The 12,129-nt window shown below is 70.4% G+C and carries 11 protein-coding genes; 7 read left to right on the plus strand and 4 right to left on the minus strand.

Features of this window, described 5'->3' with window-relative positions; all coding sequences use genetic code 11:
• The first annotated feature begins 19 nt into the window (after positions 1 to 19).
• Positions 20 to 406: a RidA family protein gene (locus K8640_RS15120; RefSeq protein WP_255653080.1), complete on the plus strand. Its 387-nt coding sequence runs from the start codon at positions 20 to 22 to the stop codon at positions 404 to 406.
• A gap of 88 nt (positions 407 to 494) precedes the next feature.
• On the opposite strand, the gene K8640_RS15125 is transcribed toward K8640_RS15120, so the two are convergent.
• Positions 495 to 2,453, minus strand: coding sequence for a DsbA family protein (locus tag K8640_RS15125; protein ID WP_223747669.1), 1,959 nt, complete (start codon positions 2,451 to 2,453; stop codon positions 495 to 497).
• A gap of 205 nt (positions 2,454 to 2,658) precedes the next feature.
• Between K8640_RS15125 and K8640_RS15130 the strand changes: the two genes are divergently transcribed.
• A complete protein-coding gene (locus K8640_RS15130) occupies positions 2,659 to 2,907 on the plus strand; it encodes a sulfurtransferase TusA family protein (protein ID WP_223747670.1) in 249 nt (82 codons plus the stop codon).
• 10 nt (positions 2,908 to 2,917) lie between these two features.
• Here the strand turns inward: K8640_RS15130 and K8640_RS15135 are convergent, their stop codons facing one another.
• Both K8640_RS15135 and K8640_RS15140 read right to left on the minus strand, forming a co-directional pair.
• Positions 2,918 to 3,826: an ABC transporter ATP-binding protein gene (locus K8640_RS15135; protein ID WP_223747671.1), complete on the minus strand. Its 909-nt coding sequence runs from the start codon at positions 3,824 to 3,826 to the stop codon at positions 2,918 to 2,920.
• On the minus strand, positions 3,823 to 4,737 hold the full coding sequence (locus tag K8640_RS15140; protein WP_223747672.1) for an ABC transporter permease: 915 nt from the start codon (positions 4,735 to 4,737) through the stop codon (positions 3,823 to 3,825). Before K8640_RS15140 ends, K8640_RS15135 begins: the two co-directional genes overlap by 4 nt.
• Positions 4,738 to 4,890: 153 nt before the next feature.
• On the opposite strand from K8640_RS15140, the gene K8640_RS15145 reads away from it, so the two are divergent.
• Positions 4,891 to 6,363, plus strand: a complete 1,473-nt coding sequence (locus K8640_RS15145) for a penicillin-binding transpeptidase domain-containing protein (protein WP_223747673.1) — start codon at positions 4,891 to 4,893, stop codon at positions 6,361 to 6,363.
• Between the two features lie 21 nt (positions 6,364 to 6,384).
• Here K8640_RS15145 and K8640_RS15150 read toward each other — a convergent pair whose 3' ends face one another.
• Positions 6,385 to 7,542, minus strand: coding sequence for a DUF4388 domain-containing protein (locus K8640_RS15150; RefSeq protein ID WP_223747674.1), 1,158 nt, complete (start codon positions 7,540 to 7,542; stop codon positions 6,385 to 6,387).
• Between the two features lie 21 nt (positions 7,543 to 7,563).
• On the opposite strand from K8640_RS15150, the gene K8640_RS15155 reads away from it, so the two are divergent.
• The 4 genes from K8640_RS15155 (at position 7,564) to K8640_RS15170 (ending at position 11,978) form a co-directional block, all read left to right on the plus strand.
• Positions 7,564 to 7,842 (plus strand): glutaredoxin family protein, encoded by a 279-nt coding sequence (locus K8640_RS15155; protein ID WP_141326019.1) that lies wholly within the window; start codon positions 7,564 to 7,566, stop codon positions 7,840 to 7,842.
• A 120-nt stretch (positions 7,843 to 7,962) separates the two neighbouring features.
• Entirely contained in the window at positions 7,963 to 8,916 is a 954-nt protein-coding gene (locus tag K8640_RS15160; protein ID WP_223747675.1) for a GGDEF domain-containing protein, read from the plus strand.
• Positions 8,917 to 8,960: 44 nt separating this feature from the next.
• Positions 8,961 to 10,613 (plus strand): sigma-54 dependent transcriptional regulator, encoded by a 1,653-nt coding sequence (locus K8640_RS15165; protein ID WP_223747676.1) that lies wholly within the window; start codon positions 8,961 to 8,963, stop codon positions 10,611 to 10,613.
• A gap of 51 nt (positions 10,614 to 10,664) precedes the next feature.
• Positions 10,665 to 11,978 carry a GNAT family N-acetyltransferase gene (locus tag K8640_RS15170; protein WP_223747677.1) on the plus strand — a complete coding sequence of 438 codons (1,314 nt, stop codon included), beginning with the start codon at positions 10,665 to 10,667 and terminating at the stop codon, positions 11,976 to 11,978.
• Positions 11,979 to 12,129 lie beyond the last annotated feature (151 nt).

Genomic DNA, 12,129 nt, shown 5'->3' on the forward strand with positions numbered 1-12,129 from the left:
ACTCCTCGAGGTGCGCTCCATGGCTCGACAGACCATCCACTCGGATCAGGCCCCCAAGGCCATCGGTCCGTACTCGCAGGCGGTGCAGGTGGACTCGGGGAAGATGACCTTCCTCTCCGGGCAGATTCCCCTGGACCCCGTCACCATGGAGATGGTGCCGGGGGACGTCGTCGCCCAGGCGGAGCGGGTGATGCTCAACCTCCAGGCGGTGCTCAAGGCGGCCGGGCTGGACTTCAGCCACGTGGTGCGCAGCACCATCTACCTCACGGACCTGGGTGACTTCGCCCGCGTCAACGAGGTCTACGGCCGCTACTTCACCGGCGCCCCGCCGGCCCGCGCCACCGTCCAGGTCGCGGCGCTGCCGCGCGGCTCCAAGGTGGAGATCGACGCCATCGCCGTGTCCTGACGTCCCAGGCCCCGTGACGTGAAAGCAAGAGGCCGTCGGACCCAAGCGGTCCGACGGCCTCGAGTGCTTCAGGGCTGCGAGGAGCGGACTACTTGCGGTCCGCCGCCACCGCGCCGGCCTTCTTCAGCTCCTCATCGATGACGCGCTTGAAGGCGTCGAACGGCTGGGCGCCCACCAGGGTGCGGCCGTTGATGAAGAACGTCGGGGTGCCGGTGGCGCCCAGACGGCCGGCGTCCGCCGCGTCCGCCTCGATCTGCTGGGCGAACTTGTTGCTGTCCAGGGCGGCCTTGAACTTGTCCACGTTCAGGCCCAGCTCCTGCGCGTACTTGTCCAGCGAGGCCCGGTCCAGAGCGCGCTGGTTGGCGAAGAGCTTGTCGTGCATCTCCCAGAACTTGCCCTGCTCGTGCGCGGCCAGCGCGGCGGCCGCGGCGGCCTTGGCGTTGGCGTGCATGGGCAGCGGCTGGTTGCGGAAGGCCACCTTCACCTTGCCCTGGTACTGGTCCTCGATCTGCTTGAGCGTGGGGACCACGCGGCTGCAGAACGGGCACTCGAAGTCGGAGAAGGCGACGATGGTGACGGGCGCGTTCGCGGGGCCCTTCACCGGGGCGTTGCCGACGTCGACCTTCTGGACGGGCGGCTCGGCGGGGGCGCCGGGGGCGGCGGCGGCCGGGGCGTTGGCCACGTTGTCCGCGTTGAGCTTCGCGTACAGCTCCTCGGGCTTGGTGCCGGAGGCCAGCAGCTTGTCGGCCTTGGCGATCTCCTCGTCGATGAGGCGCTTGAAGGCGTCGAAGGGCTGCGCGCCCACGAGCTCGCGGCCGTTGACGAAGAACGTCGGGGTGCCGTTGGCGCCCACGGCGCTGCCAGCGGCGCTGTCCGCCTCCACCTTCGCCTTGAACTTGCCGGAGTCGAGCGCGGCCTTGAACTTGGCGACGTTCAGACCCAGCTCCTGCGCGTACTTCTCCAGGGAGGCGCGGTCCAGGGCCTTCTGATTGGCGAAGAGCTTGTCGTGGTACTCCCAGAAGCGGCCCTGCTCACGCGCGGCCTCGGAGGCCTCGGCGGCCGCCTTGGCGTTGGCGTGGAAGGACAGCGGCTGGTGACGGAACACCACGCGCACGTCCTTGGGGTAGTCCTTCTTGATCTGCGTCAGCGTGGGGACGGCGCGGCTGCAGAACGGGCACTCGAAGTCGGACCACTCGACGATGGTCACCTTGGCGGTGGCCGGGCCGAAGGAGGCCGAGTCGGCCGGCACGTCGATCTTCTTCACCGCGGGGGCCTGCTGCTGCTGCTGGGCCGCCTTGGGGGCGGCGCGCTCGGCGCCCTTCTCGATGATCTTCGCGTAGACCTGGGCCGGGCGGACGCCGCCCTTCACCAGGGCCTCGGCCTTGCCGAGCTCCTCGTCGATGAGCGCCTTGAAGTTGTCGATGGGCTGCGCGCCGGAGAGGAAGCGGCCGTTGATGAAGAAGGCGGGCGTGCCGCTCGCGCCGAGCTGGCCGGCCAGCGTCTGGTCCTTCTGGATGACCTCGGACAGCGCGGGGCTGGCCATGTCGGCCTTCCACTTGTCCAGGTTCAGGCCCAGCTCCTTGGCGTACTGCTCCAGGGAGGCGTCATCCAGCTTCTTCTGGTTGGCGAAGAGCTTGCCGTGCATCTCCCAGTACTTGCCCTGCTCGCCAGCGGCCAGCGCCGCGAGGGACGCGGGCTTGGCGCGAGCGTGGAAGGAGAGCGGGTTCTGCTTCATCACCACGCGCAGCTTCTTGCCGTACTCCTCCTCCAGCTTCTCCACCGTGACGTTCGCACGGCTGCAGAAGGGGCACTCGTAATCCGAGAACTCGACCAAAGTGACGAGGGCCTCGGGGTTGCCCCGGGTGGGGGAACCCTCGACGGGAACCTTGAACACGGTGGGGTCCACCGGACGGCGCGCGGGGTTGGCCTGACCAGCCTGAGCGGCGGGCTTGGTTTCGGCCTTCGTGGGAGAGCCGCTGTAGACGCGGCCGCCGACGAAACCAAGCACCAGGCCGACCAGCAAGGCCACGATGATATTGGGCTTCATGGGTGGGTTCTGCTCCTTCGCCATAGGTCCGACTCCGGCCCCGAGCGTGGATGTACGAGAAAAGTCGAGAGGGCCGGGGTACTTAACAGAGGGATTTCCAGACACGCAAGCCGAGTGGAAGCCCTCCGGGCTCGCCACCAAGGCCCCTCAGGGGCCCGAAAACTGGGCGGTTCTCGGAAAAATTCCGCACGCTCGGATCTCACCCATGGGAGACAGTTCGCGGATGGACAACAGCGTGCGAGTGGACACCTCCGGCAGGCCTTGTCCGGTGCCCATCCTGGAGATCGCCAAGGCGATGCGGCGGCTGCCCGTCGGCACGCTCGTGGAGCTGGTCTCCACCGACAGGGGCCTGGAGGCGGATCTGCCCGCCTGGTGCGAGGCCACGGGCCACGAGCTCGTCCGCCTGGAGCGCAGGGAGACGAGCTACGTGGGCTGGGTCCGCAAGGTGGGTTGAAACCCGGTGGCTACAGCAACTGGAGGACGCGATCCTCCAGGCGCCGGCCGCGGCTGACACCGAGGATGAGCACGCCGCTCTGGAGCAGGTGGGCCACGACGCGGCTGATGACCTCCTCGGGAGGTACCTGACCGCCGAAGCGCACCACGAGGACGTGCTCGCCCTCCAGGCGCGCGTCGGTGACGTGGGGGAGGGTGGCGATCTCGGGCGGGATGACGGTGCCGCGGGCGATCTGCACGCGGAACTCCGCGCCCTGGCCGGTGAGCTCGGACATGCTGCCGTCCTGCGCCAGCGTGCCCTTGTCGAGGATGGCCGCCGCGTCGCACAGCTCCTCCAGCTCCTGGAGGTTGTGGCTGGAGACCACCACTGTCTGGCGGCCCTTCATGTCCTTGATGACCTGGCGCACCTGCGCGGCGATGCGGGGGTCCAGTCCGGCGGTGGGCTCGTCGAGCAGCACCAGCGGGGGCTGCCCCATGAGCGCCTGCGCCATCGCGGTGCGCTTGGCCATGCCGTGGCTGAGCGCCTGCGTCTGGACGTTCCAGGCCTCCATCAGCCCGACCTTCTCCAGCGCCTCGCGGGCCTCGCGCTCGGGGGCGTCGAGGTCGGACAGCTTCGCCCAGTACATCAGGAGCGCGCCCACCTCCCAGCCGGGGGGCAGCACCGCGTCCTGGGGCAGGGCGCCCAGCCGGCCCTTGAGGGCGCCGGGGGTGGTGGGGTCCACGTCCATGACCTTGAGCGTGCCCTCGGACGGATAGAGGTAGCCGCACATCATGGAGAAGGTGGTCGTCTTGCCAGCGCCGTTGGGGCCGATGAGGCCGTACACCGCGCCCCTGGGCACGGAGAAGCTGACGTTGTTGACCGCGACCTTGGGGCCGAAGCGCTTGGTGATGCCGAACAACTCGATGGCCAGCTCGCTCACAGGTCCCTCGCGCGCAGGGCGCCGTAGGCCCCCAGCAGGAAGATGGTCGCGAAGCCCGCGTAGGCCGCGCCGCTCACACCGAACTCGGTGAAGCTCGGGTGCAGCAGGTCCCCGGCGTAATAGGAGGGCGACAGGTAGCGCAGGAACCGCAGCGCTCCCTCCTGTTGGCCCGACGCCGCGTCCACCGCGCTGGAGGCCCGGCCCACGGTGTCCATCAGCCAGAAGACGAACAGCAGGATGAAGTTGAAGACCAGGCTCACCGCGGGGCTGCGGAAGAGGCTGGAGCACAGCGTGGTGAGCGCCACGTAGGACAGCGAGAAGACGATGGCGGCCATCCAGAACTTGAGCAGGTTGAGGCTCAGCGCGGCGAAGCCGAAGTCCGGGTTGGCGATGCGCGCGTAGATGAAGATGGCCAGGTCGATGACGAGCACCAGGCCCACCAGCAGCGCCGCCTGGGACAGGAACTTGCCCAACAGCACCGAGGAGCGGCGGGCGCGCACCGTGAGGTAGCGCATGGAGCGCGGGCCGACTTCACCGCTGATCTGATCGAACCCCATCAGCGCGACGTAGGCGGGCAGGAAGAAGAGGGTGACCTTGAAGACGAGCAGCACCTCGATTGGCACCTGCGCCAGGGCCTCCATCATCGCGGTGTCGTTGCTGGTGAGGAAGCCCAGCACCCCCTTGCGCATCTCCTCGGCGAAGCGAGCGGACGTGTCCGCGTCCGCGCCGCCGGCCTCGGCGAGCTTCTGGTTCACCGCGGCGCGGACTTCACGGGCGAGCCAGCCGACCACCAGCAGCACCAGCGCGGAGAACATGCTGTAGAGCCCGAGCAGCACCACCGCGCGCCCGCTGCGCACGGCCCGGCGCAGCTCCGCGCTCCAGATGACCAGGGTTTCTTTCAGTCCGTCCAAAGTGTGGGGGACCCTACTGGGGAGGTGCACACGCCGTCGCCTGGTTTTTGACGAGGGCGCCGTTCGGGCGGGCAGGGAAGCGTCCGTGGACAGCGGGCCGCCAGCCGCTAGGATTCGCCTGCCTCCCCCCTCCTCGCCCCCCTCGCGCCGCACATGACGATTCGCCGACGACTCCTGTTCGCCGCCGCCCTGCTGCCGCTCTCCCTCCTGCTGGGCGCGAACGCGTCCCCGCCCGGGAGCGCTCCGGCCGTGGGCCCGGAGGACGCGGGCGTCGTGGCGTCCTCCCCGGAGGCGGGGAGCGTGGCGATGGCGCCCGAGGACGCGGGGCCCGGGGCCCACGCGGGCGGCGGCGGTCCGCTGGAGGCCCAGGGAATTCCGGGAGAGGACGGCGGCTCGGACTCGGAGGCGGTGGCGGCGGCCGCGGTGCAGGGCGGGGCGGACGGTGGGCTGGCCACGCTGGTGACGGTGCCCGGGCTGGTGCCGCCCTCGCCGGTGCCCTCGCGGCTGACGGCGCCTCCCATCACCACGCTGCGGACGATGGCGAAGTCCCAGGACCTGCTGGCGCGCGCGAAGCTGCAGGGTGAGCGACTGGTGGTGAAGGAGAAGAACGGTGAGGAGAAGGTGCTCACCGTGGACCCGGTGCTCCAGGCGCAGTTGACGAAGATCCTCCGCGACTACGAGGTGCCGTACGGCGCGGCCGTGGTGCTGGAGCCGTCGACGGGGCGGGTGCTGGCGCTGGCGGAGCACTCGGCGGCGCAGCCGGAGCTGCGGGGGCTGCCGTTCCGCGCGGTGTTCCCGGCGGCGAGCATCTTCAAGATCGTCACGGGCAGCGCGCTCCTCGAGGCCGGTGTCTCGCCGGAGATGGAGGAGTGCTTCCACGGCGGCAAGCGGCGGCTGACGGAGCGGCACCTGGAGGACAGCGAGCGGGACGGGGCCTGCTATTCCCTGGCGATGGCGATGGGCAAGAGCGCCAACGTCATCTTCGCCAAGCTGACGCAGAAGCACCTCTCCGCGGAGGTGCTGCGGCACATGGCCGCGCGCTTCCGCTTCAATCGCGCCATCGACTTCGTGGTGCCCACGGACGTGTCGCTCGCGGCGGTGCCGGAGGAGGGCTTCGCGCTGGCGAACACGGGGGCGGGGTTCGGGGATGTCTACCTCTCGCCGCTGCACGGCGCGCTGGTGGCGTCCGTGGCCGCGAACGATGGGCTGTGGGTGGACCCGGTGCTGGTGGAGCCCGAGCCTCGGCCCGGCGTGTTGCTGCCCCCCGAGGAGCCCGAGCGCGTGCTGACGTCCGAGGCGGCGAAGGCGCTGACCGACATGCTGGAGACGACCGTCACGCACGGCACCGCGCGCGGCGTCTTCCGGGAGCGGCACTTCCGCGTGGACGACGCGGTGGGCAAGACGGGCACGCTCGCGGACCGCAATCCCTTCCGGGACTACTCGTGGTTCGTCGGCTTCGCGCCCCGGGACAACCCGCGCGTCGCCGTGGCCGCGCTCGTGGTCAATGACCCGAAGTGGCGCATCCGGGGAACGTGGCTCGGACGTGAGGCCATCCGGCTCGGACTCGAGCGAGTTCCCGCGCCCGTCGAAGTCACCGCGCCCGCGTCCGCCGCGGGCAAGCACTGACCGCTCTGCCCGCGTGGCCTCCTACCGCGTGGTGAGCTTCACCAGCCCCATGTCCACGAAGCCGTGGAGGAACTTCAGCGCGTCGAGCTCCTGCAGCGGCGACACGTGGACGATGGCGGCGATGTCCCGCCGTCCGTCGATGCGCGACAGCAGGTAGCGCTCCGGCGCGGTGAGCTGGAGCGTCTTGAGGTTCGCGGGCGCCACCAGCAGCGCCGGCACCTTCGCCGAGTCCATCAGCTCCCGCCGCAGCTCGGCCAGCAGCTTCTCCTGCGCGGACTTCACCAGCGCCGCGGAGCGGGGCGACGGCGACATCTCATGTGCCTGCCGCGCGAGCGCCTCGCCATCCCGGACATTGCCCGCGTCCAGGAAGAGCTGCGCTGCCTGCAGCACCTCGTCCGAGGACGACTCCGCGCCGATGACGCCGCCCTCCTGCTTCTCCTCCTCCACCACCGCCGCCGTGACGGGGACGGGCGCCTCGTCCGACACCTTCACCGCGTCCAGGCGATAGAGCGCGTACAGCCGCTGGTACAGGAAGAAGTCCGTGGCGTGCAGCGCCCGCGCCATCCCGTCGATGCTCAGCCCGTCATGGATGAGCTGGATGATGCGCTCGTCCATGCTGCCGGGCTTGCGCTCGGGCAGCTTGCGCTCGTCCACCGCCAGCCGCGTGCCGCCCGTGGGGAACACCGCGCGGATGGCCTCCCACGCCGTCTCCCGGAACTCGCCCTCGCGGTGGATGTCCACCAGGTCCACTTCCACATCCAACCCGGCGATGTCCGGCGCCGTGTCCGAGGCCTCGAAGGTGAACTCCCCCTCCTGCCAGTGGAAGGCGTCCAACATCATCTCCCGGAACTTGTGGCTCAACGTCGAGCGCGCCATCGCCTCCGGCACCACTCCCGACGTCGCCAGCACCTTGCCCAGGAACACCCGCGTCTGGGCTTGCGTGGCGAAGGCCTTCTCCAACTGGGCCTCCGTCAGATGCCCCATGTTGATGAGGAATTGACCGAAGAACTCCCGAGGCTGATTGGAGCTGGCGCAAACGACCTGCCCGTCACGCAGGACCCATTGCTTGCGCACGTCCCCGCGCTCCACCTTGAGCGAGCCCGTGGCCCGTCGGTTCCCGAGGTAGACGACGAGGTCCTTGAGGGGCATCGTCGAGAAGTCACCAGTCAGGCCGCGCATCGGCCGTCCATCCTGCACGCCATGAGAGTCGAGATCTACTCGAAACCCAAATGCTCGCTCTGCGACAAGGCAGCCGACGTCGTGGAGGCCGTCCGCGCTCGCATCCCCTTCGAGCTGCGGCTCATCTCCATCCTGGAGTCCCCGGAACTGTTCGAGCGGTGGCGCTACGACATCCCGGTGATCGTCATCGACGGGGTGCCCGCCTTCAAATACCGCGTCACGGAGGCCGAGCTGGAGGCCCGGCTGCGTGAAGTCCAAGGTGGCATGTCCATTGCTAAAACCGCTGCCCAGGATGGGTAGCCGAATGCCCTTCCCCAGGAAATCCGGGGGGATGAAGAGGTCAGGGAAGGGCTGGAGACTGTAATTCCGGGCACGCGCCGGAGGAGCGGTGGAGAAAATTCTGGTGGGGAGGCGGATGTGGTGAGCGTTCGACGCAAGCGGGTGGGGAAGGCGGGACAGCCGCCCACCGTGCTGCTCATCGAGCCGAGGGCGGACGACCTGGAGCGGACCCGGATGCTCCTCGGGGAGGCCGGCTTCCGTGTGGTTCCCGTGACTCGCTTCGACGCGGCGGTGCCGCTGTTCGAGGTCATCCGGCCGGAGGCGGTGATCCTCGCGGTGCAGGCGCCCGACTTCAGCGCCGTGCAGGTGGCCCGGCGGCTGCGGCAGCTCAGCCGAGGCACCGTGCCCCTGCTGTACATGGTGGACCCCCAGGACGCGGGGGCCTACCAGCACTGCCTGGAGAAGGGGCAGTGCGTGGACGTGGTGCCGCGCGGGGGCAGCGGGGCGGAGCTGGCGGTGAAGCTGCACGCGCAGCTGCGGCTGAAGGCCGCGGTCCTGCGGGCCGCGGCGGGTGAGGAAGAGGACACGGCGCTGGCGCTGCATGACCCGGTGACGGGCGTCTACAACAAGCCGTTCCTGCTGGCGCTGATGGGGTTGGAGGTGCGCCGGTGCGAGCGCTACGGCGGGACGTTCTCCGTGGTGGCGGCGGAGGTGGGGGGCTGGAGCGCGCTTCGCAAGGAGTACGGGCGGGGCATGGCGGAGCGTCTGCTGGTGTACAGCGCGGTGGTGCTGGGGCAGACGGTCCGCGAGGCGGACGCGGTGGCCCGGGTGGGCGACAGCCAGTTCGCGCTGATGTTGCCGGGCACGCCCGCGGAGGCGGTGCCGGTGTTGTTGTCGCGGGTGGCCGCGAGGTTCGAGGCGGCCCGCTTCCAGGTGGATGGACGGGTGGTGCGCACCACGTTGGAGCTGGGGGCCGTGAGCTTCCCGGACACCGTGGGGACGCCGATGCAGCTCTTGAGCGCGGCGCAGCAGGAGATGCGGCGCACGCGTGAATTTCGTCGACTGACCGGGTCCATGACCCGGCTCTCGGTGTGAGGATGGGCGGAGGTTCGATGCAGAGGGCGAGCGGAGGCGAGGGGATGGATCGGATCGCGGTGCTGGTGGTGGATGACGAGGAGTCGGTTCGCACCTTCCTGTCCGAGTTGCTTGGGAGCGCGGGCTATCAGGTGCGCTGTGCGTCCAGTGGCGCGCAGGCGCTGGAGATGCTCGCGGGAGGCTCGTTCGACGCGGTGTTGCTGGACGTCGTCATGCCCGAGATGAGCGGCCTGGAGGTGTTGCGCCGCTACCGGGGGCAGGGGGGCAATGCCCCCGTCGTCGTCCTCAGCGGCCTGACGGGCGCGGACGACGCGGTCCGGGCGATGAAGATGGGCGCCAGCGACTACCTGTCCAAGCCGTTGGGCAATGACGAGCTGCAGGACGCGCTGGCGCGCGCCCTGGGGACGCGTGCCCCGGAGCGTCAGCCGGTGGTCCAGGGCGTGGCGCCCCGGCCGGTGGTGGACACGGGCGCGGACGCGCGCGTGCTCATCTCCACGTCGCCGTCCATGCGCCGGGCGCGCGCGCTGGTGGAGCGCATCGCGAACGAGAACGTCCCGGTGCTGCTGTTGGGCGAGTCCGGCACGGGCAAGGAGGTCATCGCGCGTGAGATCCACGCGCGCAGCCAGCGCCGCGGTCGTCCCTTCATCAAGGTGAACTGCGCGGCGCTGCCGGGCGAGCTGCTGGAGAGCGAGCTGTTCGGCCACGAGCGCGGCGCCTTCACGGGCGCCACGGCGGAGAAGCCCGGCAAGTTCGAGCTGGCCGACCAGGGCACCATCTTCCTGGACGAGATTGGCGAGATGGCCATCCGGCTGCAGGCCAAGCTGCTCCAGGTGCTGCAGGACGAGGAGTTCTTCCGCGTCGGTGGCAAGAAGAGCGTGCGCGTGGACAGCCGCGTGGTGGTGGCGACCAACCGCGACCTCGAGAAGGAGATTGCCCTGGGCAACTTCCGCGAGGACCTCTACTACCGCCTCAACGTGGTGGCCATCCGGCTGCCGCCCCTGCGCGAGCGGCGCGAGGACGTGATGCCGCTGACGGACCACTTCCTCAAGAAGTACGGCCGCCAGTACATCTCCGGCGTCAACGAGCTGCCCACCGAGGTGCTCCAGGCCTTCGCGGACTACGACTGGCCGGGCAACGTGCGCGAGCTGGAGAACATGGTGCGCCGGCTGTGCGTGCTGAAGGACCCGACGCTGGTGCTCGACGAGCTCCACGGCGAGGGCCGCGCTCCCGCGAGCGCCCCGTCGTTGCCCACCGCGTACGCCGGCGACGACAGCGTCTACGGCGGCCGGGGCATGGAGGAGCCCGTGCGCGCGCCGCCGGCCTCGTCCGTCCAGGTGCTGGAGATGCCCTCGCGCAACGTGGCCGGCGCCACGGCCCTGTCCCACATGCAGCCGCACGCGCCGACGCCCGTGGTGCACGAGCCGCTCAACACGGTGATTCCGGCGCCGCGCTACGTCAACCCGTTCGACGTGCCCCAGCCGCCGCCTCCGCCCCCGCCGACGGGCGAGCTGTCGCTGAAGGACATCGGCAAGCGCGCGGCGATGCTGGCCGAGCGCGAGGCCATCCTCGCGATGCTCCAGCGCACCGCGTGGAACAAGCGGCGCGCGGCCGGCAAGCTGCGCATCAGCTACAAGGCGCTGCTCTACAAAATCAAGGAGTGCGGAATCATCGACCCGCGCGCCAGCGCGGAGCTGTAGTCGACACGTCCCGCCTTGCGTTCGCCCCCCGCTCCCGTTATCGCGGGGGGCATGACGCCACCTCTCGTCCTGCTGGGCTCCGGATACACGCTGACGAGGCTCGCCGTCAGCCAGGCCCAGTCGGGGCGAGAGGTGCTCGCGACCACCAGGGACACCGCCCGCCGCGAGGAGCTCCAGCGCGCGGGCGCCCGCGTCGCCTCGCTGGAGGCCGCGCTGCTCCAGACGAAGGGCGCGCACGTGGTCGTCTCCATTCCGCCCGAGGCCGGGCTCGACGTGGCCCTGGCCCAGGCGCTCTCGGCCCAGCCCCCCGCGCGGCTGATGTACCTGTCCTCCACCGGCGTCTACGGCGGCGCGCGCGGCGTGGTGGATGAGGACACGCCGGTGGACGTCACCTGGCCCGCGTCGCTGCCGCGACTGGAGGCCGAGTCGCGCTACCTGCCGCTGGGCGCGATGGTGCTGCGCATCGCCGGCATCTACGGCCCGGGGCGCGGCGCGCACTCGCGGCTGCTCTCCGGCAACCTCCGGCTCCCGGACAAAGGCGGGCGCATCTCCCGCATCCACGTCGATGACCTGGGCGCGGCCATCCTCGCGGTGCTCGAGCGCGGCACGCCGGGCGCGCTCTACTGCGCGGCGGATGACCGGGCCGCGCCGCTGGAGGAGACTGTCACCTGGCTGGCGCACCGGCTGGGCATGTCGCCTCCACCCCGCGTGCCTCTGGAGACGCTGCACGAGTCGCTCCGGGGAGATCGGGCCATCTCCAACGCGCGGCTCAAGGAGCTGGGCTGGACGCCGCGCTACCCGGACTTCGTCCGGGGCTTCACCGCGGTGCTCAAGGAGGAGGGGCGCTCGAGCGGGGAGGGGGACATCGCCCTGCGCCCCATCTTCCCCTCGGAGGTGGAGGCCTTCTTCGCCCTGCGGCTGCGCGCGCTCAAGGAGCACCCGGAGTCGTTCGGCACCTCGTTCGAGGAGGAGTCCCTGCGCTCGCTCGACGAGATGCGCGCGCGGCTGGAGTCGAGCGACTCGCAGCGGGTGCTCGGCGCCTATGACGGGACGAAGCTGGTGGGCATGGTGGGCGTGCGCCGGGAGCCTCGGCGCAAGAGCGCGCACAAGGCCGTGGTCTGGGGCATGTACGTCCCGGCGGAGGCGCAGTCGCGCGGGCTGGGCCGCCGGCTGCTCCAGGCCGCCATCTCGGAGGGACGCAAGCTGCCCGGCGTCGAGCAGCTCCTGCTCGCCGTCGTCGCCGGCAACACGTCCGCGCACGCGCTGTACCGCTCCGTCGGCTTCCAGACCTACGGCGTGGAGCCCCGGGCCTTGAAGATCGGCGGCGCCTACGTGGACGAGGAGCTGATGGTCCTCACCTATTAGCCCCCGCCCGAGTCGGGGCCCACATCCGCGCACCTGCGCCACTCGACGCCGGGGCGTGTCCTCACGGGCAGGTGACAGTTCCAGGGCAGGGTGGTGTTCCAGTGGGCGGAGGGCGCGGCGGAGGCCTGGAGATGGGGCTTGTGGACCGCGC

Source organism: Myxococcus sp. XM-1-1-1 (genome assembly GCF_020037095.1).
Classification (GTDB): Bacteria; Myxococcota; Myxococcia; order Myxococcales; family Myxococcaceae; genus Myxococcus; species Myxococcus fulvus.